This window comes from Micromonospora sp. NPDC005172, assembly GCF_040608555.1.
Taxonomy (GTDB): Bacteria; Actinomycetota; Actinomycetes; order Mycobacteriales; family Micromonosporaceae; genus Micromonospora.
Map to the genome: position 1 here is coordinate 83,267 of NZ_JBEXIL010000005.1, position 24,071 is coordinate 107,337.

Here is a 24,071-nt window from a genome sequence, read left to right on the forward strand (position 1 = left end):
GGCCGTTCCCCCTCGGGGAGCGGCCCGCATTCGTTCTGGCGCGTCTCACTCTGATTCGGCGAGGATCGCGTACAGCTTGCGCCGGGTCTCGTCGAGCACCTGGGCGGCCCGCTCACGCTGGTCGTCGGTGCCGTTCATCATCACCTGACGCAGGGCGTTCATCGCCTGCGCGCCGGAGTCGCGGATGTCGTGCCAGCTGCTCACGGTGCCCTGGGCGACGTCCGCCCAGGCGGGCGTCTGCGCGGCGGCGGTGGCCTCGGCCTGACCGGCCTCGGTGACGGTGAACCGCTTGCGTCCGCCGCTGGACTCCTCGGTGCTGGCGGCGATCACACCCTCGTCCTCCAGGAGCTGGAGCGTGGGATAGATCGACCCCGGGCTGGGCCGCCAGGCCCCGCCGGTGCGGGAGTCGATCTCCTGGATCATCTCGTAGCCGTGCATCGGCCGCTCGGTGAGCAGGGCCAACACCGCGCCACGGACGTTGGGGCGGCGGCCCCTGCCTCGTCCGCGACCGCGTCCGCCCCAGGGGCCGCCGTGCTCGTGGCCGTGGCCGTGCGGGCCGGGCGGAACCGGCGGGAAGCCGAATCCACGCATCCGGGCCTCGTGCATCGGGTGGTGCTGTCGATGGAACCTCATCGGGTTCTCCTTCTCTTCGTCTTCGTACTGTCGCTGATGCATCAACGATATATCGGCAATGCATCGCCGACAAGCCTTGATCTATCAAACCGTACGTACGTCTTGCTAAGGTGCTGACATGCGCCTGCTCCCACCGCCCGGCCCGGCCCGGACCCTCACACTCGGCACCCTGGTCAAGACCATCGGGCGGGGTCTCTGGCTGGTTGCCAGCGCGCTTTTCCTCACTCGCTCGGTCGGTCTCTCGGCGACCCAGGTTGGCGTCGGGCTCACCATCGCGGCGTTCGTCGGCGTGCTCGCGAGTACGCCGAGCGGCTACCTGGCCGACCGCATGGGCCCGCGTGGGGTGCAGGTGGGCGGGCTGATCGCGGCCGGCCTCCTGACCGCCGGTCTGATCACCGTCCGATCGTTCCCCGCGTTCGTGCTGGTCGGTGCCGCCACCGCGCTCGCCGACGCCGTCGAGCGCGGTGCCCGGGGAGCCCTCATCGCCGGCGCGATCCCGGCCGACCAGCGGGTACACACCCGCGCCTACCTGCGGGCCACCACCAACGTCGGGATCTCCGTCGGGGCCGTCCTCGGCGGTTTCGCCATCGCCGCCGACACCCGCGCCGGCTACCTCACCCTGATCCTGACCACGGCGGCCGCGTCGCTGGCCGCAGCGGCGATCTCCGTCCGACTGCCCACCGTCGCGCCCGTCGCCGCCCCCACGCGCGGACCCCGACTGGTCGCCCTGCGGGACCGCCCGTTCCTCGCCTTCACCCTGCTCGACGGGCTGATGTCCATGCACTTCAGCCTGCTCACCCTCGCCCTGCCGCTGTGGATCGCCGGGCACACCACCGCTCCGGTCTGGATGATCTCGGTGTTGACGCTGGTCAACACCGCGATGGTGGTGCTTCTTCAGGTACGGGCGGCGCGCACTGCCGTCACCCTGCCGGGAGCCGCCCGCGCGTCCCGCCGGGCGGGGGCGGTCATCGCCCTGGCCTGCGTACTCTTCGCCGCCAGCGGCGCACTGCCCACACCGGGCGCCATCGGCCTGCTCTGCGTCGGATCGCTGGCGCACGTCATCGGGGAGCTGTGGCACTCCGCCGCCGGCTGGGGGATCTCCTTCGGGCTGGCACCGGCCGACGCGCACGGGCAGTACCAGGGGACGTACGGCATGGGTTACGAACTGGGCAAGATGCTCGCACCCGTCGTGGTGACCAGCCTCGCCCTCGGTTGGGGCGTACCGGGATGGCTCGTGCTGGCCGGGCTTTTTCTCCTGCTCGGTGCCCTGGTGCCCCCGGTCGTCCGGTGGGCGGGCCGAACCCGACCGACCAGCGCGGTCACCGAACCGGCACACGTCTGAGACCGGGCTCGCCACTCGGCCGGCGGGGTGGGGGGTCGATCTGGCAGGCTGGTAGGCGTGCTGACGGTGCCGGTACGGCAACTGGGGGAATCGGAGCGCCGCGCGGTCGAGCGCCTGCTCGACCGTGACCCTTTCGCGGGTGCGCAGGTCGCCGAGCGCATCGCCGCGCGCGGGCTGTCCTGGTGGCGGGCCGAAGGGCGAATCCTGGGGTACGGCGCCCGACGCAACCTCGAATCACTGTGCTGGCTCGGCGGCAACCTGACGCCGGTGCTCGCCAACGACGCCGCCGTTTCCGCCTTCGCCGACCTGCTCGCCGGCGAGGAGAGGCTGTGCTCCTCGATCGTCGGCCGCGCGGACGCCGTCCTCGCCCTCTGGGAACGGCTCTCCGGCACCTGGGGTCCGGCCCGCGACGTCCGCCCCAACCAGCCGCTGCTGGCCACCGACACGACGCCGGCCGTGCCGGCCGACCCAGAGGTACGCCGCGTCCGCTCCGGCGAGGTCGACCGACTCTTCCCGGCGGCCGTCGCCATGTATACCGAGGAGGTCGGCGTCTCCCCACTCGCCGAGGACGCCGGCCGCAGCTACCGCCGTCGGGTCAACGACCTGGTCCGCGCCGGCCGTGCGTACGCCCGGTTCGTCGACGGCAAGGTCGTGTTCAAGGCCGAGTTGGCCGTCGTGACCAAGCGGACCGCCCAGGTCCAGGGCGTCTGGGTCGCGCCGGAGTGGCGGGGCCGGGGCATCGCCGCCGGTGCCATGGCCGCGGTGGTACGCGACGCGCTGGCCCGGGTCGCCCCGACGGTCAGCCTGTACGTCAACGACTTCAACCTGCCGGCCCGCCGGGTGTACGAACGCTGCGGCTTCCAGCCGGTCGGCACGCTCGCCACGGTCCTCTTCTGAACGGTCGCGGGTACGACGATGGCCGGCACCCCGTGTGGGGTGCCGGCCATCGGTGGTTCTTAGCTGTTCCAGTGCTGGGCGACCAGGTCGGTGGCCTGCTGCTCCCACTGCGCGTACGCGTCCGGGTACGCGGAGACCTGTACGGTCTGGGCGGCGTCGGTCAGCGGCATGTCCTGCCAGCCGTCGACCTGCTTGAGGCCCTTGAGGAACGCGGTGGTGGAGTACTCGGGGTTGGTGATCTGCTCCGGCGTGCCCCAACCCGAGGTCGGGCGCTGCTGGAACAGGCCGAGGGAGTCGTGGTCGTTGGCGTCACCCAGGTGACCCAGGTTCTCCAGCTTGGACTCCTGCAGGCTCGTGGCGATGGAGATGACCGCGGCCCGCTCGGGCAGGCCGGCCTTCTTCGTGGCCGCGATGATGGCCTTGACGTTGGCGGTCTGCTCGTCGTCGAGGGTGATGTGCGACTGGTCGCCCTGCGGCTTGGGCGCGGCGCTCTGCACGGCGACGGCGGCGGGCTTGGCGTCCACGGCCGGGTTGGCGTGGGCGGCGATCGGGCCGGCGAACACACCACCGGCGAACGCGAGACCAGCAACGGACAGCATGCTCTTGCGGAAGATCGTGTTCATGGGGGTAGCTCCTTCGGGGGTAGGAAACACCCACACACCTGCTCGGGGGGATCGGGTGACGTGGGGGTCAGCACCTCGTCCGGGCGCTTGAAAAGTCCGGGGTCGGCGGCCTGCGAGCGGGGGGCTCGTGGCGCCGGGACCGTGCATAACGACCGGCTGGCCGGGGTCATTCCCGGGGACTGACGAACCGGGTGAGCCGAGCCGGGACCGGGTGTAACGACCGGCCGGTCGGGGTCATTCCCGCGGGCTCACGGGCCCTTGATAGGCGCCGTGGACCGGGTGCAACGACTTGGTGGCCGGGGTCATTCCGGGGGCTCGGGGGGCGGCCCGCGAGCGGAGGCTCATCGCGCCGGACCCTGTACAACGACCCGGCGGCCGGGACCATTCCCCGGCCGACCTGCGGCGCTGGGGTGGTTGCCATGCCGGGACCGGGTGTAACGGCGTGCCGCCGGGGCCCATTCCCGGCGGGCCACCTGCGTCCGGCCCCGACGGCAGTCCGACCCGTCCACGCGCCCGGTCACATCCCCACCCGCACGTGCGGTCACGCCCCCCGGGTCCGGACACAGCACACATATCACCCCGGCCCCACCGGGCGCAGGGGCGGGCGGATCGGGTGATCGACTCGAGGTCGCCGATCCGGGGGCATCGGGTGCGTGGGAAGCCCCCACATCGGCGACCTGGAGTGGATCACGGTCGCCGGCGCGGGTCAGGTCTCCAGCCGGGAGCGGACCTTCTCCGCACAGGCCCCCACGACGGTCTGCGCGTCGAGTCCCAGGCTCTCGATCGCCACCAGCGCGGTGAAGACGACGTCGGCCAACTCGGCTGCCACATCCTCGCGCGTGTGGGTGACACCCTTGCGCGGATTCTGCCCGAGCAGACCGATCCAGGCGGCGGACGCCTCGCCGGCCTCCTCGGTCAGCTTGAGGATGCGGCAGGTCAACTCGGTCTGCCCGGTGCCGTTCGCGGTGTCCAGCCAACTCCGCGCAGCCCGGGCCGCCGCCCAGATCGTGTCGTCCACGACGACAGTCAACCCGACGGGACCGAAACACGGAATCGAGGCCGACCGGGGCTGACCGACCGGTCAGCGCAGCCATTGACTCCGGTCGACGGCAGTCCTAGGTTCAGGACGCTACCGGCCGGTAGGCAACCGTCCCGCCTGGTCGCCCCGCAGGCGACATCCGTCCGATGGGAAGCATGATGCTGTCCGTACCCATTCGCACCCTGCGCCGCCTGGTCGCCGCCACCGCGACACTGACCCTGGCCGTCGGGCTGATCGGCCCCGCACCCACCACCGCCGCACCCGCAGGCACCGCAGGCGCGGCCGCGGCGACCGACCGTGACCCCGGAGGCGACCAGCCGCTGCCGGGCTACACCTTCCAGAACCCGCCGCTGACGCCGCTGACCGTGGCGGGCAAGCCGACGACGGTACGGCAGGGCGTGCACCGTCACTCCGCGTACATCATCGAGGTTCCCGCCCGGTGGAACGGTGACCTGGTGGTGTGGGCGCACGGATACCGCGGGCAGGGCACGGTGCTCTCGCCGGAGCCGCCGGGCTTCGACCTGCGGCAGCGGATGCTGACCCAGGGGTACGCGTGGGCGTCGTCCTCGTACGACCGGAACGGCTTCGACATCCGCTCCGGGGTGCTGAGCACGAAGGATCTCGCGGACCACTTCGGACGGACGGTACGTCGGCCGCACCGCACGTATCTCGCCGGGGTGTCGATGGGCGGGTACGTCATCGGCCGCTCGCTGGAGCAGTATCCCGGCTACTACGACGGCGCTCTGCCCATGTGCGGGGTGCTCGGCGACCAGACTCTGCTCGACTTCTATCTCGACTACAACCTGGTCGCGCAGGCGCTCGCCGGGGTGCCGGCCTATCCCACGCCGGCCGACTACCTGAGCAACGCGGTGCCGCGCATCCAGGCGACGCTGGGGCTGGCGGGACTCACGCCGACCGGTCCGGACACCACCACCGAGCGGGGCAAGCAGTTGCGGGCCGTGACGGTGAACCGCTCGGGCGGGCCGCGTCCCGGCGCGGAGGCGGCGTTCGCGGTCTGGAAGGACTTCCTCTTCTCGATCATGGTGACCGACGGCGGCGACTCCCCCGCCGAACGGCCCGGGCAGCTCGCCACGAACCTGCTCACCCGCTACAGCCCGAACAATCCGGTCGACCTGAACTCGACCGTGCGACGGGTCGCGCCGGAGAACCTCCGGCAACGGCTCCTGCCGACGCTGACGGAGGTGCCGCGCATCGCCGGCCGCCCGAGCGCGCCGGTGCTCAGCCTGCACGACCTCGGTGACCTGTTCGTACCGTTCAGCATGGAGCAGGCGTACGCCACCGACGTGGCACGGCACGGTCGCAGCCGGCTGGTGGTGCAGCGAGCCGTCCGGGCCGCGCAGCACTGCGAGTTCAGCCCGGCCGAGGCCGGCGCCGCCTGGGACGACCTGGTGTCCTGGGTACGCACCGGCAAGCGCCCGGCCGGCGACACCGTGACCGATCCGGCGATCGTGTCGCGGCCCGACTACGGCTGCCGGTTCAGCGACCGGGAGGCGTACGCCGCAGGGGTCGGCACCCGCCGCCTCTACGCGCCCTGCTGACGAGACGACACCGGCCGGCTCCCGTGACGGGGGCCGGCCGGTGTGTCGAGGTCACCAGAGCTGCTGGACGACGTCCGCCGCCTGCTCCTCCCACTGCGCGTACGCGTACGGGAAGGCGGAGACCTGGACGGTCTGCGCGGCGGTGGTCAGCGGCAGGTCCTGCCAGCCGCCGACGTTCCTGAGCGCGTCGAAGAACGCCGTGGCGGCGTACTCCGGGTCGGTGATCTGCTCGGGCGAACCCCAACCGGACGACGGACGCTGCTGGAACAGGCCCTGCGAGTCGTGGTCGTTGTACGCGCCGAGGTGGCCGAGGTTGTAGAGCTTCGACTCCTGCAGGGAGGTGGCGACACCGATCACCGCGCCACGGTCGCCGACGCCGGTCTTCCTGGCCGCGTCGACGATCGCCCGCGCGTTGTCGAGCTGCGCCTTGTCGAGCGGGATGCGCGACTGTGCGCCCTCGATGCCGTGCGGGATCAGTTCGTCGCGGCTCGGCTTGCCGGCCGGCGGCTTGCCGGTGGGAGAGCCGGTGGTCAGCCCGGACTCGACGGGCTGCTCCTCGTGGTGAGCGGCGGTGGCGGCCTTGCCGGTGGCGAGGTCGATGGCGGCGACGGCGCCCTGGTGCGGCCCGGAGGTGACCGGGGCGGCGGCCGCGGTCGGCGCGAGCGCCAGACCACCGAGGGCGGCAACACCCACCACGCTCAGCGCGGTCTTGCGGTACGAGTCCTTGGCGATGGCGGGGAGCCATCGAGTGAAGTCGGGCTTCACGATGGTTCCTTTCGATCGTGCGGAGCGCTCCGGGGTGAACGCGCCTCGGGAGGTGACCGCGGAAAAGGGGTTTGGGCTCCGGCGGTACGGGGGACACAACCAGCCCGACGAGTCGGTCATTCCGGAAATGTCTCCACGGTGACGGGCTGCGGTGCCGGCCACCTCGGGGAATTCGGATGGTCGGCGTGGTCACGCGACAAATGGACGAAACGGACGATCCGCGCGGTCAGGTCGGCCCGAATGGGCCGTACCGAACCGGACGAGCACGTGCCAGAGCTGCTTGAGGTGTTGGAGGGTGTCGGCGGCCGGACCCCGATCGGCCCAGCGGTGCGGCTCGGTCACCACCGACACGGCGCCCCGGCCGATCACCGGCGCGCCCGGCCGGGCGAACTCCCGGTGCAGGCGTGCCGCGAGCACCGGGATCGCGGGGCCCCGGAACTCGGCGTCGACCTCGTCGACGGCCAGCGCGAAGCCGGGGTGCCACCGCAGCGGGAAACCGTACCGCCGCGCCACGAATTCCAGCGCGTCGCCGGTGGCGGTACCGGCGAAGGACGGGTCCACCACCAGCTCCTCGACGTCGGACGCGAGGTCGAAGGGTCCGTGGATCTGGGCCTGCACGTAGTCGTCCAGCGCACGGCCGACCGTTGCGGTCTGGAGCGGCGTGTCCAGGAGCGTCCGCGTCAGGCCCGCGACGTCCGTCCCGGCACGACCCAGGCACACGCCGGTACGGGCGACGTCACGGCGTGTCCGGCTCCGTGTCCAACTCCTGAAAGACGGTGATGTGCAGGTCGGCGGGGGCGTCGAGGCGCGCGTTGAGCGACCGCCACGGCGTCAGCGTCGGCGGCGCGACCTCGCTCGCCCCGGCGGCGACCAGCCGGGCGGTGGTCGTGGCGGAGTCGTCCACCTCGAAGGCCACCCGGATGCGCGGTGCGACCTGACGGCCCACCTCGACCTCGTCGATCAGCCGCTTCTGCGCCGGGTTGGCGATCTCCAGCGTGGCCCGGCCGGCGTCCAGGATCACCACCCGGGCGTCTCCGTCGCTGGTGAACTCGGCCTCCACGGGCAGGCCGAGAGCGTCGCGGAAGAACGCCACGGCGGCCTCGTGGTCCGCCGCCTCCACCACGAGGCGCAGTTGACGGACGGCGGGCACGGGGTTCTCGGCGGCCATGCGCCGGATCGTAACGCCTACGCTGACGGGGGCACTGTCCCGAGGGAGCAAGGATGGTCGACGACGCGTACCTGCTGCGCCCGGTCGGCCGGGTCGCCTCGCCGCTGGTCGACGCGGCCAGCGCCCCGCGGCAGGGCGACGTGTTCAGCACCCGCTCCCCGCACCGGCCCAACCCGATCGGGCTGCACCGGGTGCGGGTGCTCGCGGTGGACGGGCTGCGCGTCGAGGTGGCCGGCCTGGAAGCCCTCGACGGCACCCCCGTGCTGGACGTCAAGCCGGTGCTGGGCGCAGCCGACGAACGTTGAGCCGGCCGTCGGCACGCGCGGGTCAGTGCCCCCGGGCCAGCCACTCCGGCAGGTGTGGGGCCTCCGCGCCGATGGTGGTGTCGTCACCGTGACCGGTGTGCACGACCGTGTCCGCCGGCAGGTCAGCAGCCGGGTACGGATCGACCCGACGATGGTGTCGAAGTCGCTGTACGACCTCCCGGTCGCGCCCGGCCCGCCCTGGAACAGGGTGTCGCCGGTGAACACCGCGCCCAGGTCCGGGGCGTGGAAACTGCACGCGCCGGGACTGTGCCCGGGGGTGTGCAGCACCCACAGGGCGGTGCCGGCCACCTCGACGCCCTGCCCGTCGCGCAGCTCGCCGTGCGGCGGCAGGTGCGGGTGGACCATGTCCCAGAGCACCCGGTCGTCGGCGTGCAGCAGGATCGGCGCGCCGGTGGCCTCGGCCAGTTCGGGCGCCACCCGTACGTGGTCGTCGTGCGCGTGGGTGGCGAGGATGGCCCGTACCCGACGACCGTCCACCAGCGCGAGGATCGCGGCCACGTCGTGCGGCGCGTCGAGGATGACGCACTCGTCGTCGTCACCGACCACCCACACGTTGTTGTCCACCTCGAAGGTCTGCCCGTCGAGGGAGAACGTGCCGGAGGTGACCACGTGGTCGACCCGGACGGTCATCAGAACACCACCACCGAACGCAGCACGTCGCCGTGGTGCATCCGCTCGAACGCGTTCTCGACCTGGTCGAGGGCGATCTCCTCGGTGACGAAGGCGTCCAGGTCGAGACGGCCCTGGAGGTACAGCTCGGTGAGCATCGGGAAGTCCCGGCTGGGCAGGCAGTCGCCGTACCAACTGGACTTGAGCGCGCCCCCGCGACCGAAGACGTCCAGCAGCGGCAGCTCGATCTGCATCTGCGGCGTCGGCACGCCGACCAGCACGACGGTGCCGGCCAGATCCCGGGCGTAGAACGCCTGCTTCCAGGTCTCCGGTCGGCCAACGGCGTCGATGACCACGTCGGCTCCGAAACCGCCGGTGGCGGCGCGGATCGCCTCGACCGGGTCGACGTCGGAGGCGTTCACGGTGTGCGTCGCGCCGAACTTCCTCGCCCAGTCCAGCTTGCGGCTGTCGGTGTCCACGGCCACGATCGTCGTGGCGCCGGCGAGGGCCGCGCCGGCGACCGCCGCGTCCCCGACGCCGCCGCAGCCGATCACCGCGACCGAGTCACCACGGGTCACGTTGCCGGTGTTCATCGCCGCGCCGAGGCCGGCCATCACGCCGCAGCCGAGCAGACCCACGGCGGCCGGCCGCGCGGCCGGGTCCACCTTCGTGCACTGTCCGGCGTGCACCAGCGTCTTCTCGGCGAACGCGCCGATGCCCAGCGCCGGCGTGAGTTCCGTGCCGTCGGTGAGGGTCATCCGCTGGGTGGCGTTGTGGGTGTTGAAGCAGTACCAGGGCCGGCCGCGACGGCAGGCCCGGCAGTCGCCGCAGACCGCCCGCCAGTTGAGCACCACGAAGTCGCCCGGGGCGACGTCGGTGACGCCCTCCCCCACCTGCTCGACGATCCCCGCCGCCTCGTGGCCGAGCAGGAACGGGTAGTCGTCGTTGATGCCACCCTCGCGGTAGTGCAGGTCGGTGTGGCAGACGCCGCAGGACTGGATCCGGACGATCGCCTCACCCGGGCCGGGGTCGGGCACCACGATCGTGGTGACCTCGACCGGCGCGCCCTTGCTGCGGGAGATGACTCCCCGGACTTCCTGGCTCACTTCGCCTCCTGGTGGTGGTCGGTGGCGGGGCCGGTACCGGGCGGGTGGACCGGGCTCGGCGGTGGGCCCCGGGCGAACCTACCGCGATCATCACGGTCGGCCCAGTCGGTCGGGCGGCGGGTTATCGGGGGTCACGGTGGGTACGCGGGCCACGATTCGGACCACGGCCATCGGGAGTAATCATGAAACTCGCGCATCTGCCGCTGCGGGCCACCATCGGCGCGTACTTCCTCGACTCGGGCCTCGGCAAGCGGAACCTGGAGGGCGAGGCCGCGCAGGCGATGCACGGGATGGCCGTCGCCGCCGTTCCGCAGCTCGGCCAACTGGACCCGCCGCGATTCGCCAAGCTGCTGTCGTACTCGGAGATCGCCCTGGGTGCGGCGCTGCTCGCGCCGTTCGTGCCGACGCCGCTGGTGGGGCTCGGTCTGACCGCGTTCGGCGCGGGTCTCGTGCAGCTCTACCTGAAGACGCCGGGGATGCGCCGGCCCGGCGGCGTCCGGCCGACCCAGCAGGGGGCCGGGTTGGCCAAGGACGTCTGGTTGGTCGGCGCCGGCCTGACGCTGGTGCTGGAGGGGCTGACCCACGGCCGTCGGCGCGGCTGACCTGGCCGAACCGCATCGTCGGCACCCGTTATCGTGTGCCCGAGCCCGACGGTCGGCCTGAGGAGCTGCGGTGACCCACAGTCGTTCGGTGCGGCCGTTCTACCGGCCCATGAGGCCGCGCCGCCGCGACGAGCCGCACCGCTCGGCCACCCCTCTGGAACTCTTCTTCGACCTGTGTTTCGTGGTGGCTGTGGCGCAGGCGGCGACGAGCCTGCACCACGACGTCGCCGAGGGGCACCTGGCCCACGCGTTACCGAGCTACCTGATGGTGTTCTTCGCCATCTGGTGGTCGTGGATGAACTTCACCTGGTTCGCCTCGGCGTACGACACCGACGACGACGTCTACCGGATCACCACACTGGTACAGATCACCGGGGCGTTGATCCTGGCGGCCGGGGTGCCGCGCGCGTTCAGCGACGCCGACTTCACCGTCATCACCTACGGGTACGTGGTCATGCGGCTGGCCGCCGTCGGGCAGTGGAGCCGGGCCGCCGCCGGTGACCCGACGCACCGGGCCGCGGCCCACCGGTACGCCATCGGCGTGACCGTCGTGCAGCTCGGCTGGCTGCTGCGGCTGGTGCTGCCCGACGGCTGGGGCATCGTGACGTTCCTGCTGCTGGCCCTCGCCGACCTGCTGGTGCCGGCGGTGGCCGAGCGTCCCGGCATGACACCGTGGCATCCCGGGCACATCGGCGAGCGGTACGGGCTGTTCACGCTGATCGTGCTCGGTGAGGCAGTGCTGGCGATCTCGGTGGCGATCCAGACCGGGCTGGACGCGGGCGAGCACGGTCTCTGGGCGCTCGCGGCGGCCGGCGCGGTCATCGTGTACGCGCTGTGGTGGCTCTACTTCGACCGTCCGGTCGAGGCGCCGGACCGGATGCCGTACTCGCTGGTGTGGGGGTACGGCCACTACCTGATCTTCGCGGCGATCGCCGCGGTCGGAGCCGGCCTGCCCGTGGTGGTGGACCACGAACGGCACCTCGCGCACGTCTCCGGTACGACCGCCGCGTATGCGGTCGCCGTACCGACAGCCGTCTTCCTGCTGACCGTCTGGGTGCTGCACGTACGCCGCCAGCAGCACGGCGCGGTGGTCGCCGCGTATCCGGTGGTCGCCGGGCTGGCGCTGCTCGTGCCGCTGGGACCGGCCCCGGTGCCGGTACTCGCGCTGCTGCTGGTCGCCCTCGTGGCGGTGACGGTGGTGCTGCGGGGACGCGACGCCGGGTCGACCGCGACGGCGGCGGCCTGACCCCGATCCGGATCAGGCATCGATCACTCGGCCTGCCGGCGCGCGGGACGGTCCGAAAATGGGCAGAATTGCGGGATGCTACGCCGCCGATGGTTGCTGGCCGACCAACTCGGGCCACATTTCCTCGACGACCCCGATCAACCGGTCCTCCTCGTGGAGATCCGGGAGCTGTTCCGCCGTCGCCCGATGCACCGGCAGAAGGCGCACCTGATCCTCTCCGCCCTGCGTCACCGCGCCGCCGAACTGGGCGACCGGGCGCTGCTGCTACGGACCGGCACGTTCCGTGAGGCCCTGGCCCAGGTCGCCGAGCCGGTGGAGGTGTGCCACCCGCACTCCCGGGCCGCGCTCGGGTTCGCCCGCTCGGTGCCCGGGTTGACAGTGCTGCCGCCGCGCGGCTTCATCACCAGCCAGGCCGACTTCGCGGCCTGGGCCGACCGCTCCCGCCGGGGCCCGTTGCGGATGGCCGACCACTACCGGCAGGCCCGCCGCCGGCACGCCGTGCTGGCCGGTCCGGCCCGCATCGCCGCCACCGCCCCGACGCCGCGAGGGCCCCGGGGGGAGGCACCCGCCGTACCCGCCACGCCGCCGCCACCACCGCCGATCGTCGAGGACGACATCGACGTGCAGGTCCGCCGCGACCTCGACCGGTGGGCGGCCGAGGGGATCCGGTTCGTCGGGCGGGACGGCCCCCGGCAACACCCCGCCACGCACGCCGAGGCACAGGCGCGGCTCGCGCACTTCCTCACGTACCGGCTGCCCGGGTTCGGCCGCTACGCCGACGTGATGAGCGCCGACGATCCGCTGTTCGCGCACTCGGCGCTCTCCTCGTCGTTCAACCTGGGGTTGCTGCACCCCGAACCGGCCGTCCGCGCGGCCGAGCAGGCGTGGCGTTCCGGCGCCGCACCCCGCACCGCGGTCGAGCCGTTCATCCGCGGGCTTCTCGGTTGGCGTGAGTTCCTCTGGCAGCTGTACTGGTACCACGAGCCGCGCTTTCGGGGAGCGAACTGGCTGGCCGCGACCGAGCCGATGCCGCGGTGGTTCGCCGACCTGGACGCCGACGCGGTGGAGGCGCGCTGCCTGGCCGACGTGCTCGCCGCCGTCCGGGACCGGGCCTGGACGCACCAGAGTCCCCGGCTGCTGGTGCTGGGCAACTACGCGTTGCAGCGCGGCTGGCGTCCCGCCGAGGTGGCGGACTGGTTCCAGCGCTGCTTCGTCGACGGCACCGACTGGGTGATGAACGCGACGGTGATCGGCATGAGCCAGTACGCCGACCTGGCCAGGGTGGACACCCGACCGTACGCGGTGGACGGTACCGACATCGACGAGATCAGCGACTACTGCGCCGGCTGCCGGTACGCGCCGGAGCGGGCGCTCGGCGAGCTGGCCTGCCCGTACACCGGGGGTTTCGAGAGTTTCCTGCACCGCAACCGGGAGCGGTTGGTGACCGACCCACGGCTCGCCGCCGAGCTGGCCCGCCGCGACGAGCCCGAGCACCGCGAGGCGGTGCTCGCCCAGGAGGAGAAGCGGGGCAGCAGCCCGCCCTGATCAGGTGGGGTCCGCGACCGGCGGCGGTGCCGGCGCGGGCCGCGTCACACCCCGGTTCAGGCCGACCACCAACAGCCGGTTGTACGAGGCCGGCAGGAGCCGGGCCAGCAGGTCGGGCACCTTCGCCGACCAGCCGATGAGCACCCGGCCCCGGCGGCGCTCGACGCCCCGCAGGATCACCTCGGCGGCCCGCTCCGGCGCGATCGTGAGCAGCTTCTCGAACTGCGCCCGGCCGGCGGCGTACTCCTCGGTCGACACGCCGCTGCCGACCCGGGCGTTCTCGGTGATCCGGGTCCGGATACCACCCGGGTGCACGGATGTCACCCCGATGCCGTCGTCCACCAGCTCGTGCCGCAGCGCCTCGGTGAGGCCCCGGACGGCGAACTTGCTCGCCGCGTACGCGGCCTGCCCGGCCGGCGCGATCAGCCCGAACAGGCTGGAGATGTTGACCAGGTGCGCGCCCGGCTCGGCCTTGAGCGCGGGCAGCAGCGCGTGGCTCAGCTGCGCCACGGCCCGGAAGTTGATGTCGACGACCCAGCTGAACTCGTCGAACGTCACCTGGTCGAACCGGCCGCCGAGGCCGACGCCGGCGTTGTTCACCAGCAGCCGGACACGGGGATGGCGCTGGACGATCTCCGCCGCCACCCGGGCGGTGGCCGCCGCGTCGGCGAGGTCCACCCGGTACGTGTGCAGCCTGCGGTCCGGGTAAGCGGCCCCGATGGCGCTGACGACGGCGTCCAACCGCTCGGCGTCCCGGTCCAGCAACACCAGGTCCGCGCCCCGGCGGGCCAGAGCGTGTGCCAACGCCGCGCCGATACCGCTGGCCGCGCCGGTCACCACGGCCGTCGCGCCGGCGAACTCAAACCTCCGCACGATCGGTGCTCCTCTGCTCGCGGGCGCGGCGGGAGAACCGCACACCCTCGTCGGCGAGCCGGCCGTGCCGCATCAGCAGCACGTCGCGGACGTAGTTCTGGTGCAGCCGCCACGGCGCCCTCGCCCCCTGCCGGGGCAGGGCGTCGACGCCGCGCAGCACGTACGAGGAGCGCAGGTCGATCAGCGGAGCCCGCTCGTCACCGGGCGGCGGCAGCGGGGTGACGACCTGCTGGCCGGTGCGGTCCAGGTGCCGCAGCAGCCGGCAGACGTAGCCTGCGACCAGGTCGGCCTTGAGGGTCCACGACGCGTTGGTGTAGCCGATCGTCAGCGCGAAGTTCGGCACGCCGGAGAGCATCATGCCCTTGTAGGCGACGGTGTCGGACAGGTCGACCTCGACACCGTCGACACGCAGCGTCAGGCCACCGAGCGCGAGCAGGTTGAGCCCGGTCGCGGTGACCACGATGTCGGCACTCACCTCGTCGCCGGAGCCCAACCGGAGGCCGTCGGCGGTGAACGTGTCGATGGTGTCGGTCACCACCGACGCCCGGCCGTCCCGCAGGGCGGTGAAGAGGTCGCCGTCGGGCACCACGCAGAGCCGCTGGTCCCACGGGTCGTAGCGGGGCGAGAAGTGCCTGTCGACGTCGTACCCGACCGGCAGCAGGCGCGTCGCGGCCCGGCGCAGCAGCCGCTTCACCAGCCCCGGCGCGCGCCGGCTGAGCTGGAAGTTGGCCGTGGACAGCAGCACGTTCTTCCACCGCACCACCGGATACGCGACGCCCACCGGCAGCCGACGCCGCAGGGCGTCGGCCAGCCGGTCACGCGAGGGCAGGGCGATGACGTACGTCGGTGAGCGTTGCAGCATCGTCACGTGGGCGGCCCGCCGCGCCAGGGCCGGCACCAGCGTCACGGCGGTCGCGCCGCTGCCGACCACCACCACCCGCCGGCCCGCGTGGTCCAGGTCGTCGGGCCAGTGCTGCGGGTGCACCAACCGCCCGGTGTACGCGTCGACGCCCGGCAGGGTGGGCGTGTAGCCCTCGTCGTAGCGGAAGTAACCGGTGCAGGCGAACAGGAACGAGCAGGTCAACACCACCGTCTCGGCAGTGTCGGTGCGCTCGGCGTGCACCGTCCAGCGGGCGGTGCCACTGTCCCACTCGGCGCGCGTCACCCGATGGGAGAAGCGGATGTGGCGCTGCACGTCGTACTCCCGGGCGGCCTCGCGCACGTACGCCCGGATGGTCGCGCCGTCGGCGATGGCCCGCGCGTCGGTCCACGGCTTGAACGAGTAGCCGAGGGTGAACATGTCCGAGTCGGACCGGATGCCGGGGTAGCGGAACAGGTCCCAGGTGCCGCCCACGGCGTCCCGCGCCTCCAGCACCGCGTACGTCTTGTCGGGGCAGTCGCGGCGCAGGTGGCAGGCCGCGCCGACGCCGGACAGGCCGGCGCCGACGATGAGCACGTCGACATGGTCGGAGGGCATCGATTCCTCCCGGGGCGGTGGTCGGACCCTAACACCGCCCCGGATGCGCGGCACCGGGCGGCGAGGCCACCGCGATCTGCGTGGGCCGCAGGCTAGTCCGTGGACGCTCGCGTGAATTCCATGATCCAGTTCGTCTCCCAGGTACGTTCGCCGTCGACCGAGAACGCCTGCTCCCAGCGGGCCGTCGTCGCGGTGATCCCGGACCAGATGAACCGGCACCGGACCGGCCGCCCCTCGTGCCGGTCGTCGGCGTAGAAGTGGCCCACCCCGTCGACGAAGCGGCCGACCACCGGCGGTTGCTCCAGCTCGCCTCGACCGCTGTTCATCCAGTAGATCGACCACTGCTCGCTCGCCGGGTCGAAGATCCTGATCGTGGCGCCGGAGAAACCCCTGGTGGGGAAGGTGATCTCGTCGAAGTTGCCGCCGCCGCCGAAGAAGCCGTGCGCGACCGACTTACCGGGAAACTCGTCCCAGTCGTCGCAACCGGTCAGCCGTTCGCGCAGCCGTCGGTTGACCACGTTCCAGGTGCCGACGTAGAAGTCGAAGTCGCCCATCAGCGGCCCACCGGCCCTTCCGCTCGCGAGTCGCGCAGATAGCCGGCCAGGTCGGGGCGCTCAGGGGCCAGCAGGTGGCGTACCCAGGCGGCCCGCTCGTGCTCCAGCACCGCCAGCTCCCAGACGCAGCCAACCTCGCGCCGACCCAGCTCGACGAAGTGGGTCGGGTCGTCGTCCGGGCAGTCCAACGCCGGCTGACCGGCCACCGCGATGTGCACCTGCACCGCGTTGTCCCACACCCACGTGTACGCGAGCAGGTACGCGCCGGTGTCCGCGCCCCGGTGCAGCACCACCCACCCGGCGGCCGGCGTGCCGTCGCGAACCGCGCGGGCCAGCAGCGTTGGCAGCACGTCGTACGCGGCCTTCTCCACCGCCGGTTCGACAGGCTGCCCCGGCTGGTCGATGTGGTAACGCTTGAGCTGCCAACCGTCCACCGTGACCGGTCCCGGCGTCCGTAGATCCTTGTCGTGAAATGCCATGCCGGGACGGTAGGACCACTTCACTGACAGCTAGTGTCAGTGAAGTGCGGGCCAGCCGACTTCTCTCCGTCCTGCTGCTGCTCCAGTCGCACGGCCGACTGACGGCCGCGCAACTCGCCGAGCGGCTGTCCGTCTCCCCCCGCACCATCTACCGCGACGTCGAGTCGCTGCACGCCGCCGGCATTCCCCTCTACGGCGAGGCCGGGCACGCCGGCGGTTACCAGCTCGTCGACGGCTGGCGGACCCGCCTGACCGGCCTGACCGCCGAGGAGGCCGAGCGGCTCTTCCTGGCCGGGCTGCCCGGCCCCGCCGACGAGCTGGGCTACGGCGACGTGGTGGCGGCGCTGCGACTCAAGCTGCACGCCGCGCTGCCGGCGCCGTTGCAGGACCGGGCCACCCAACTCCAGCAGCGTTTCCACCTGGACACCCCCGGTTGGTACGCCGACGGCGACGCCTCCCCGGAGCTGGCCCGCACGGCCGAGGCCGTCTGGCGGCAGCAGCGCGTGCGGGTGCGCTACCGGGGCTGGCGGGGTGAGGTGACCCGGGTGCTGGAGCCGTACGGCCTGGTGCTCAAGGGCGGCCGGTGGTACGTGGTGGCCGCCCGACCGGGCCGCGGCGAGCCGGCGACCTACCGGGTCAACCAGATCCTCGCGTTGACCCCGCTGGCCGAGGAGTTCGACAGGCCGGCCGACTTCGACCTGCCGGCCTGGTGGCGGGAGCACGTGGTGCGGTTCCGCGCCCAACTGCACCAGGACGAGGCGACCGTACGCCTGTCCCCCGCCGGCCGGGACCGGCTGCGGGAGATCGGCAGTGATCCGGTGGTGTCCGCCGTGGACGCCAGTGCGGGACCACCCGACGCTCGCGGTTGGGTGACAGCTGTCCTGCCCATCGAGTCGCTCACCCACGCCCACGGCGATCTGCTGCGCCTCGGCGCCGACGTGGAGGTGCTCAGCCCGGTCGCGCTCCGCGACCGCCTGGCCGCCACCGCCGCCGGCCTGGCCGCCCTCTACGCCCCGACCCGGTAGCCGCCGCCACGTGCACACCGGAAGATCGGCGGGACATCGACTGTCGGCACGGTGTGCCACCCTGGGACGGGCACCAGGGGTCACCGGAGGTGAGGGCCACGTTACGAGTACGCGCACTGGTCGCCGTGCCCGGCACCGGGCCGGTGACCCTCGACGTCGCGTCCGGCGCCACCGTCGCCCTGGTCGCGCCACCGCGGGTCGGCACGGCCGTGGCTCGCGTGCTGGCCGGCCTGGCCGCCCCGGTCACCGGACGGATCATGGTCGGCGACCGCGACGTCACGGCGCTCGCGCCGCCGCGCCGGCAGATCGGCTACGTGCCCGCCGGTGGGGCACTGCTGCCGCAGCTCACCGTGCGCCGCAACATCGAGTACGGCCAGCGCAAGCGCGAACGGGTGCACGAGATGGCCGACGACTGGACGGCGACGGTGGTGGACCGGCTGGAGCTGGCGCCCACGCTGGGTCTGCTGCCCCACGTGCTCTCCGACGCCCAACGTTTCCGGGTGGCGTTGGCCCGGGCGGCGGTCTGCCTGCCCGAGGTGCTCGTGGTCGACCTGCCCGTGGACCCGCCCGGCGGCAGCCGCCTCGGTGACCTGCTGCCCCGGCTGGCGCCGCCGGGCGCGCCGGGAGTGGCCACGCTCGTCTGCACCGCCGACCCGGCCACCCTCGCCGAGATCCCGCAGCGGCACGAGCTGGTCGCCGAGACCGACGAGGTGCCGCGGTGACGCCGGGCGGCCGGGTCACCCGACGTGCGCTGCTGCGCGCCGCCGCGGCCGGTACGGCGGCGACCGTCGCGGGGTGTGCCGGTGGCAGCCGATCGGTGCAGGTGGCGGTGGTCTGGTCCGGGGGCGAGCTGGACCGCTTCCGGGACGTCGTGGCCACCTATCCCCACCCGGTACGCGTGGTCAGCGCCGGCAACGACATCGACGCGTTCCTGCGCGCCCGGCATCTCGCGGGCACCTCCCCCGACGTGGCGATCATGTCGCGTCCCGGCCTGGTCACGGAGTACGCCGCGCGGGAGTGGCTGCGGCCGGTACGCCCCTCGACCGAGTACGCGGTACCCATCGGCCTGGGCGACCTGCTGATGGCCCGCGGGCAGCGCTTCGGCGTGTGGGTGAAGGCCGCGCACAAGTCTCTCGTCTGGCACCTGCCCTCGATGCTGCCCGAGCAGCCGACAAGTTGGGACGCTCTGGTCGCGCTCACCCGCCGTCTCGGCGCGCTCGCCCGGCGCGGTGCCGGTCCGGCGCCGCTGGCGATAGGCGCGGCGGACGGCTGGGTGCTCACCGACTGGTTCGAGAACGTGCTGGCCGACCTCGCCCCGGCGGCGTACGACGCCCTCGCCGCGTCGGATGGTGACTGGCAGGGCCGGGCGGTGCGCGACACCCTGGATCGGCTCGCCGAGCTGTGGAGCATCGACGGGGCGTTTCTCGGCGGCGGCCGTCGCGCCCTGCTCACCCAGTACGAGGAGTCGGTGATCCAGGTGGTCAACTCCCGCCGGGCGGTGATGGTCTTCGAGGCCGACTTCACCGCCGAGGTGGTCGGCCGGTTCCGCAGTGGCGCCGAGACTCCGGTCTCCTTCCGGTTTCCGAGCGCCGGTGCGGGTGGCGGCGCGTTGATCGTCGGCGGGGACGTGGCGGTGGTGTTCGCCGACGCCCGGGGTGGGGTGGAGCTGGTCGAGTGGTTGACCAGGGCCGATGCCTTTCGCCCCTGGCTGCGTGCCGGTGGCTACCTGTCGCCGAACACCACGATCCCGTTGACCGACTACGCCGACCCGGTCCGTCGCCAGCTCGCCCGCGAGATGCGCGGCCCCGACACCCTGCACTTCGACCTGTCCGACCAGCTGCCCGCGCCGTTCACCGGCTCCGACGGAATCGGCATCTGGCCGATCATGCAGGACTTCTTCGCCGACGTCACCGACGGTGTCCGGGCCGACGAGGCGGTACGCCGGGCCACCAGGCAGCTCGCCGCGGCAGCCCGCGACGCGGATGGTGGCCGATGAGCCAGGTCAAGGTGCTCGGCGAGCTGGCGGTGCTCGACGACGTCGGCCCGCCCCGACGCGGCAGGGCCTACCCGGCGGCCGGGGCGACCTCCGCGCTGCTGCTGCCGGCAGCGGTGCTGCTCGGCGCGCTGGTGCTGTGGCCGGTGCTACGTACGCTGCACGCCAGCGTCACCACCGACGGTCGCTGGGTCGGCGCGCAGCACTTCCGGGCCGCACTCGCCGCGCCCGGCACCGGCGCGGTGGTCGGCCGTACGGTGCTGTGGGCGGTCCTGGTGCCGGCGGTGGTGACGGCGCTGGGCTACCTGTTCGCCGTCGCGTCCCGCCGCTCCCAGGAGGGCGGTCTGGTCCGCCTGATCCTGCTGGTGCCGGTCGCGTTGCCGCTGGTCGTCACCGGGGTGACCTTCCGGCTCATGTACGACCCCGACCCGACGCGTGGCGTGGCCACCCTGCTCGCGGCGCGACTCACCGGCCGCGCCGCCGACGACGCCCCGCAGCTGCTCGGCCGGGGCCTGGTCACGGTGGCGCTGATGTCGGCGTTCGTGTGGGCGTGGGTGGGGTTGGCCGTGCTGGTCTTCCGGGCCGCACTGGACCGGCTGCCGCCGAGCCTGGCCGACGCGGTCCGCGCCTATGGCGGTGGCCGACGACACGTCCTGTGGGACGCGCAGTGGCGGCCACTGCTGCTGCGTACCGTCGCGGTGGTGTTCGCGCTGGTGGCGCTCGGCACCAGCCGGACGTTCGACCTGATTCTCGTCATGACGCCCGGGTCGGTCCGCGACGACGCCACGGTGCTCGCGTTGCAGGTCTGGCAGACCTCGGGCCGCACCACCACCGGGCAGGGCGCCGCGCTCGGCGTCGTCTGGCTGGTGGCGGTGGTCGCCGGGATGCTGGTGGCGGCGTTCTTCGTCCGACAGGCGTGGCCGCCACCCCGCGTCGAGCCGTCACCCGACCCCGCACCCACGACGCCGCCGCGACGACTGTTCCGGCTGCTCGCGGCGGGCGGCGCGGTGGCCTGGCTGATCCCCCTCGTGGTGCTCGTGGCGACCTCCGCGCACGGTCCGGTGGACGCCGCCGCGCGCGGCTGGTGGTCGGCCCCGCCCGGGACGGGCTCCTACACGGCGCTGCTCGGGGGCGACGAGCTGTGGCGGGCGCTGGGCTTCACGCTGCTGCTGGCGACGGTCGTCACCGCCACGGTGCTGCTCGTCGCGCTGCTGGCCGCGTACCCGCTGGCGTGGCTGACCGGGCCGGCCGCGCAGGCGACCGGGCTGCTGCTGATGGCCGCCACCGTCGTGCCGGTGCAGGTGATCGCCGGGCCGGTCAACGAGGTACTCGGCGCGGTGCTCTCCTCCGGCACCGCGCGCGGGCTGGCCCTGGTGCACGTGGCGTTGGGGGTGCCGTTCGCGGTGCTGGTGCTGCGCAACGCGTTCGCCGACCTGCCGGCCGAGCAGGTACGGGGCGCGCGACTCGGTGGGCGGCGCTGGTGGGGCACCCTGCACCGGCTGGCCCGGCACAACCTGCCGGCGGTGATCGCCGTCTCCGTGCTGGAGTTCGTCCAGGTCTGGAACGACCTGGCGGTGGGGCTGCTGTTCAGTGGGCCGGAGGCCACGCCGATCGCCCTGTTGCTGGCCGGGCAGAGCCGCGGCTTCGTGTCCAACAGCGGCATCCTGGCCGCCGGGTCGGTACTCGCCTCAGTGCTTCCGGTGCTGCTCATGGTGGTCGCCCGGCGACAGCTCGTCGCCGGGCTGGTCTCCGGTGGTGTCCGGTGACCAGCCCCGGCGGCAACGGCCGGGCGCCACGCTGGCCGGTGCTCATCGCGGTCGGCACGCTGGTCAGCGGGGTGCTCGGCAACCTCGCCAGCAACCTGCTCTCCGAGCTGGCGGCCAGCGTCCTCGGCCCGGCCGGCATCGCGCTGGCGGTTGCCGGTGGCGTGGGGTTCGTGGTGTTCGAGGTGCGACGGCGGCGAGCCGTGCGGCAGACCGGCCCGGAACCGACCGACGTCGTCACCACGCCGACGACCGACGTGCCCAACCTGCCGTACACGGCCGGGTTCGCCGGTCGCGAGGAACACGTCCGGGCGGTGCTCGACCTGCTCGCCCGCGAGCACGCGGTGGCGGTGCTCGGCCGACGGGCGGTGGGCACGTCCGCGTGCGCCGTACAGGCCGCGAACCTGTGCCGGGAGGACTTCCCGGACGGGCAGTACCACTTAGACCTACGCCGTGGTGGTCGTCCCCGGTCCGCTCGGCAGGTGCTCACCGCGCTGGCCGCTGTGCTGGGCACCCCGCCGCCGACCTCCGGCCGCCCGGACGCCCTCGCGGTCGCCGCCGCCGCGCTGCGCCGCAAGCTGGACGGCCGCAAGATCCTGCTGGTGCTCGACAACGTCGACCGACCCGAGCAGGTCCGGCCGCTGCTGCCACCGACCACGCGCACCTCCCGGTTGCTGCTGGCCGGCGGGCCCACGCTCAGCGGCCTCAGCGGCGTGGTGGAGCACTGGATCGCCGAACCCGGCCCGGACGAGGCGGTCGAGTTGTTCGCGGACGCCGGCCGGGCCGCGCCCGCCGCCCGGCTCCGCCGCGCGGACCCGCGCACCGACCCGGCGGTACGCGAGATCGTCGACCTGTGCGGCCGGCAGCCCCGCATCGTGCGTGCTCTCGGCTACCGCACCGCCCAGCACGGCTGGCGGCACTCCGACGTGCTGGACGCGCTGCGCCGCGCGGCACGCACACCACCGCACCAGCGGGTCGCCGTCTCGCCCGCGGCGCAGCTGGTCACCGAGCGGGACACCGCGTACCGGGCGTTGACCCGCGAGGGGCGTCGGCTGTACCGGCTGATGTCCCTGACCCCGGCCCCGGTGGACCGGCCGACCATCGCCGCCCTGGCCCGCCGCCACCCCGAGCGGGTGACCGCGCTGCTCGACCGGCTGGCCGCCGCCGCGTTCGTGGTCGGCGCGCCCGGCGACCGGTACGAGATCCGCCCGCTGCTCGCGCCGAGCGCCCGGCTGCACCTGCGCGACGCCGATCCGGCCCGCTCCCGGGTCGCCGCCCAGGCCCGGTTGACCCGTCACCTGGCCCGCCGCGCCGAACGGCACGCCGCCAACCTGGCCGTGCTCGGCTCACCGCCGGACCGGGAGTGGTCGCTGCCGCTCGACGACGACCCGTACGGCTGGTTCGACCTGCACCAGGAGCTGCTGCTGGCCGTCGTCCGGGTGCCGGCCGGGGCGGCGGAGGCGCTGCCCCGGCGGGTACGTCGGTGGTGGTTCCGGTTGGCCGTGGCGCTGTGCGGGTGGTTCGCGCACGTCGAGCGGCTCGACGAGTGGGAGCAGGTCTGCCGCACGGTGCTGGCCACCCCGACAGCCGACGACCGTCCGGAGATCGCCGGGTGGGCACACAACGAGCTGGGCGTGCTGCGTCGGCGTCGGCACGACCCGCAGGGCGCGGCGACGGCGCTCACCCTCGCGGTGGCCGAACGCGGCCGTCGGGGCACCGCACAGGCGCGGATGAACCTCGGCCTGGCCCTGCTCGACCTGGGGCAGCTCGACGACGCGGTGGAGCACCTGGAGCTTTCCCGCCGGCACCGCTCGTCGGCGGACCGGTCCGGGCACGCCCTCACCGACCTGGGCCTGGGCGCGGCCCAGTTGGCCCGGGGTGAGCTGGACACCGCGCACCGCCACCTGGTGCGGGCGGCGAACACGTTCCGGTCGGTGGGTGACGCGCGCGGTTACGCGGCCGCGCTGACCAACCTGGTGCTGGTGCACGCCAGCCTCGGCGAGCACCTGGACGCGGCGCAGGCCTGGCGGGCGGCCCTGCGCGAGTACGAGTCGGTCAACGACCCGACCAGTCGCGCGGCGGCGCTGCTCAACGCCGGTGCGACGCTGCTGACCAGCGCTCCGGGGCAGGCGCGGGCGGCGTACGAGCTGCTGGCCGAGAGCCGACGGCTGCGTGCCGAGACCCGACCCACGGCGGGGCTGGGGCGTACCCTGCTCTACCTGGGCGACGCCGCCGCCGCGCTGGGCGACCCGACGGACGCGCGGCGGCTCTGGGCGGACGCGGCGACGGTGGCCGAGGAGGTCGACGACGACCGGGCGCTGGCCGCCGCGGACGAGCGCCTGGAACACGACGTCGAAGTGCCGCCGGCCATCCCCTGACCGGTGTGTCCCACCGGGTCGGCGTGATGTCGATCGCTCGTCGTGGCCGGTGGCGCGGGTCTGGGAGAG

Annotated in this window: 22 protein-coding genes and 2 pseudogenes; 12 read left to right on the forward strand and 12 right to left on the reverse strand. The window is 73.3% G+C overall.

Going from position 1 to position 24,071, the window contains the following annotated elements; genetic code table 11:
* Positions 1–45 precede the first annotated feature (45 nt).
* Positions 46–633 (reverse strand): PadR family transcriptional regulator, encoded by a 588-nt coding sequence (locus tag ABZV06_RS05270; protein ID WP_139586621.1) that lies wholly within the window; start codon positions 631–633, stop codon positions 46–48.
* A 118-nt stretch (positions 634–751) separates the two neighbouring features.
* Here ABZV06_RS05270 and ABZV06_RS05275 point away from each other — a divergent pair, with 118 nt between their 5' ends.
* On the forward strand, positions 752–1,975 hold the full coding sequence (locus ABZV06_RS05275; RefSeq protein ID WP_355618813.1) for an MFS transporter: 1,224 nt from the start codon (positions 752–754) through the stop codon (positions 1,973–1,975).
* Positions 1,976–2,032: 57 nt separating this feature from the next.
* A complete protein-coding gene (locus ABZV06_RS05280; RefSeq protein WP_355233072.1) occupies positions 2,033–2,872 on the forward strand; it encodes a GNAT family N-acetyltransferase in 840 nt (279 codons plus the stop codon).
* 59 nt (positions 2,873–2,931) lie between these two features.
* Here ABZV06_RS05280 and ABZV06_RS05285 read toward each other — a convergent pair whose 3' ends face one another.
* Positions 2,932–3,495 (reverse strand): hypothetical protein, encoded by a 564-nt coding sequence (locus ABZV06_RS05285; protein WP_355233198.1) that lies wholly within the window; start codon positions 3,493–3,495, stop codon positions 2,932–2,934.
* A 706-nt stretch (positions 3,496–4,201) separates the two neighbouring features.
* The gene (locus ABZV06_RS05290) at positions 4,202–4,513 is read right to left on the reverse strand and encodes a MazG-like family protein (protein WP_355233197.1); all 312 of its coding nucleotides are present in this window, start codon (positions 4,511–4,513) and stop codon (positions 4,202–4,204) included.
* Positions 4,514–4,689: 176 nt separating this feature from the next.
* On the opposite strand from ABZV06_RS05290, the gene ABZV06_RS05295 reads away from it, so the two are divergent.
* The gene (locus ABZV06_RS05295) at positions 4,690–6,093 is read left to right on the forward strand and encodes a hypothetical protein (protein ID WP_355618816.1); all 1,404 of its coding nucleotides are present in this window, start codon (positions 4,690–4,692) and stop codon (positions 6,091–6,093) included.
* Between the two features lie 51 nt (positions 6,094–6,144).
* Here ABZV06_RS05295 and ABZV06_RS05300 read toward each other — a convergent pair whose 3' ends face one another.
* From ABZV06_RS05300 to ABZV06_RS05310, 3 genes and pseudogenes are all read right to left on the reverse strand, one after another.
* Positions 6,145–6,858 carry a hypothetical protein gene (locus ABZV06_RS05300; protein ID WP_355233195.1) on the reverse strand — a complete coding sequence of 238 codons (714 nt, stop codon included), beginning with the start codon at positions 6,856–6,858 and terminating at the stop codon, positions 6,145–6,147.
* Between the two features lie 189 nt (positions 6,859–7,047).
* Positions 7,048–7,581: pseudogene (locus ABZV06_RS05305) on the reverse strand (DUF3626 domain-containing protein); the annotation flags it as partial.
* Positions 7,582–7,594: 13 nt separating this feature from the next.
* Positions 7,595–8,026 (reverse strand): VOC family protein, encoded by a 432-nt coding sequence (locus tag ABZV06_RS05310; protein ID WP_355618819.1) that lies wholly within the window; start codon positions 8,024–8,026, stop codon positions 7,595–7,597.
* A gap of 53 nt (positions 8,027–8,079) precedes the next feature.
* Between ABZV06_RS05310 and ABZV06_RS05315 the strand changes: the two genes are divergently transcribed.
* A complete protein-coding gene (locus tag ABZV06_RS05315; protein WP_355618822.1) occupies positions 8,080–8,331 on the forward strand; it encodes a TrmO family methyltransferase in 252 nt (83 codons plus the stop codon).
* Positions 8,332–8,353: 22 nt separating this feature from the next.
* Here the strand turns inward: ABZV06_RS05315 and ABZV06_RS05320 are convergent.
* Positions 8,354–8,982 (reverse strand): annotated as a pseudogene (locus ABZV06_RS05320) (MBL fold metallo-hydrolase).
* Positions 8,982–10,067, reverse strand: a complete 1,086-nt coding sequence (locus ABZV06_RS05325) for an S-(hydroxymethyl)mycothiol dehydrogenase (RefSeq protein ID WP_355618825.1) — start codon at positions 10,065–10,067, stop codon at positions 8,982–8,984. The pseudogene ABZV06_RS05320 and the gene ABZV06_RS05325 overlap by 1 nt, the downstream one beginning before the upstream one ends.
* A 182-nt stretch (positions 10,068–10,249) precedes the next feature.
* Here ABZV06_RS05325 and ABZV06_RS05330 point away from each other — a divergent pair, with 182 nt between their 5' ends.
* From ABZV06_RS05330 to ABZV06_RS05340, 3 genes are all read left to right on the forward strand, one after another.
* Positions 10,250–10,669 (forward strand): hypothetical protein, encoded by a 420-nt coding sequence (locus ABZV06_RS05330; RefSeq protein WP_355233190.1) that lies wholly within the window; start codon positions 10,250–10,252, stop codon positions 10,667–10,669.
* 70 nt (positions 10,670–10,739) lie between these two features.
* Positions 10,740–11,915, forward strand: coding sequence for a low temperature requirement protein A (locus tag ABZV06_RS05335; protein ID WP_355618828.1), 1,176 nt, complete (start codon positions 10,740–10,742; stop codon positions 11,913–11,915).
* Between the two features lie 75 nt (positions 11,916–11,990).
* A complete protein-coding gene (locus tag ABZV06_RS05340) occupies positions 11,991–13,460 on the forward strand; it encodes a cryptochrome/photolyase family protein (RefSeq protein WP_355618831.1) in 1,470 nt (489 codons plus the stop codon).
* On the opposite strand, the gene ABZV06_RS05345 is transcribed toward ABZV06_RS05340, so the two are convergent.
* From ABZV06_RS05345 to ABZV06_RS05360, 4 genes are all read right to left on the reverse strand, one after another.
* The gene (locus ABZV06_RS05345) at positions 13,461–14,333 is read right to left on the reverse strand and encodes an SDR family oxidoreductase (protein ID WP_355618834.1); all 873 of its coding nucleotides are present in this window, start codon (positions 14,331–14,333) and stop codon (positions 13,461–13,463) included.
* Positions 14,320–15,810 carry an NAD(P)/FAD-dependent oxidoreductase gene (locus ABZV06_RS05350; protein ID WP_355618837.1) on the reverse strand — a complete coding sequence of 497 codons (1,491 nt, stop codon included), beginning with the start codon at positions 15,808–15,810 and terminating at the stop codon, positions 14,320–14,322. The genes ABZV06_RS05345 and ABZV06_RS05350 overlap by 14 nt, the downstream gene beginning before the upstream one ends.
* 92 nt (positions 15,811–15,902) lie before the next feature.
* The gene (locus ABZV06_RS05355) at positions 15,903–16,364 is read right to left on the reverse strand and encodes a hypothetical protein (protein ID WP_355233185.1); all 462 of its coding nucleotides are present in this window, start codon (positions 16,362–16,364) and stop codon (positions 15,903–15,905) included.
* A complete protein-coding gene (locus ABZV06_RS05360; RefSeq protein ID WP_355618840.1) occupies positions 16,364–16,843 on the reverse strand; it encodes a hypothetical protein in 480 nt (159 codons plus the stop codon). The genes ABZV06_RS05355 and ABZV06_RS05360 overlap by 1 nt, the downstream gene beginning before the upstream one ends.
* Before the next feature lie 44 nt (positions 16,844–16,887).
* Here ABZV06_RS05360 and ABZV06_RS05365 point away from each other — a divergent pair, with 44 nt between their 5' ends.
* The 5 genes from ABZV06_RS05365 (at position 16,888) to ABZV06_RS05385 (ending at position 24,002) form a co-directional block, all read left to right on the forward strand.
* Complete coding sequence (locus ABZV06_RS05365) at positions 16,888–17,868, forward strand: WYL domain-containing protein (protein WP_355233183.1); 981 nt, start codon at positions 16,888–16,890, stop codon at positions 17,866–17,868.
* A gap of 89 nt (positions 17,869–17,957) precedes the next feature.
* Positions 17,958–18,590: an ATP-binding cassette domain-containing protein gene (locus ABZV06_RS05370; RefSeq protein WP_355233182.1), complete on the forward strand. Its 633-nt coding sequence runs from the start codon at positions 17,958–17,960 to the stop codon at positions 18,588–18,590.
* Positions 18,587–19,864 (forward strand): hypothetical protein, encoded by a 1,278-nt coding sequence (locus tag ABZV06_RS05375; RefSeq protein ID WP_355618843.1) that lies wholly within the window; start codon positions 18,587–18,589, stop codon positions 19,862–19,864. The genes ABZV06_RS05370 and ABZV06_RS05375 overlap by 4 nt, the downstream gene beginning before the upstream one ends.
* Positions 19,861–21,627 carry a hypothetical protein gene (locus ABZV06_RS05380; protein WP_355618846.1) on the forward strand — a complete coding sequence of 589 codons (1,767 nt, stop codon included), beginning with the start codon at positions 19,861–19,863 and terminating at the stop codon, positions 21,625–21,627. Before ABZV06_RS05375 ends, ABZV06_RS05380 begins: the two co-directional genes overlap by 4 nt.
* Positions 21,624–24,002: a tetratricopeptide repeat protein gene (locus ABZV06_RS05385; protein WP_355618849.1), complete on the forward strand. Its 2,379-nt coding sequence runs from the start codon at positions 21,624–21,626 to the stop codon at positions 24,000–24,002. The genes ABZV06_RS05380 and ABZV06_RS05385 overlap by 4 nt, the downstream gene beginning before the upstream one ends.
* The last annotated feature ends 69 nt before the right edge of the window (positions 24,003–24,071 follow it).

Excerpts from the sequence above, each read along its gene's own strand:
- ABZV06_RS05340 (WP_355618831.1), top strand. The coding sequence starts at position 11,991 with ATGCTACGCCGCCGATGGTTGCTGGCCGACCAACTCGGGCCACATTTC.
- ABZV06_RS05350 (WP_355618837.1), bottom strand. The coding sequence starts at position 15,810 with ATGCCCTCCGACCATGTCGACGTGCTCATCGTCGGCGCCGGCCTGTCC.
- ABZV06_RS05355 (WP_355233185.1), bottom strand. The coding sequence starts at position 16,364 with ATGGGCGACTTCGACTTCTACGTCGGCACCTGGAACGTGGTCAACCGA.
- ABZV06_RS05360 (WP_355618840.1), bottom strand. The coding sequence starts at position 16,843 with ATGGCATTTCACGACAAGGATCTACGGACGCCGGGACCGGTCACGGTG.
- ABZV06_RS05330 (WP_355233190.1), top strand. The coding sequence starts at position 10,250 with ATGAAACTCGCGCATCTGCCGCTGCGGGCCACCATCGGCGCGTACTTC.
- ABZV06_RS05315 (WP_355618822.1), top strand. The coding sequence starts at position 8,080 with ATGGTCGACGACGCGTACCTGCTGCGCCCGGTCGGCCGGGTCGCCTCG.
- ABZV06_RS05285 (WP_355233198.1), bottom strand. The coding sequence starts at position 3,495 with ATGAACACGATCTTCCGCAAGAGCATGCTGTCCGTTGCTGGTCTCGCG.
- ABZV06_RS05380 (WP_355618846.1), top strand. The coding sequence starts at position 19,861 with ATGAGCCAGGTCAAGGTGCTCGGCGAGCTGGCGGTGCTCGACGACGTC.
- ABZV06_RS05310 (WP_355618819.1), bottom strand. The coding sequence starts at position 8,026 with ATGGCCGCCGAGAACCCCGTGCCCGCCGTCCGTCAACTGCGCCTCGTG.
- ABZV06_RS05295 (WP_355618816.1), top strand. The coding sequence starts at position 4,690 with ATGATGCTGTCCGTACCCATTCGCACCCTGCGCCGCCTGGTCGCCGCC.
- ABZV06_RS05275 (WP_355618813.1), top strand. The coding sequence starts at position 752 with ATGCGCCTGCTCCCACCGCCCGGCCCGGCCCGGACCCTCACACTCGGC.
- ABZV06_RS05270 (WP_139586621.1), bottom strand. The coding sequence starts at position 633 with ATGAGGTTCCATCGACAGCACCACCCGATGCACGAGGCCCGGATGCGT.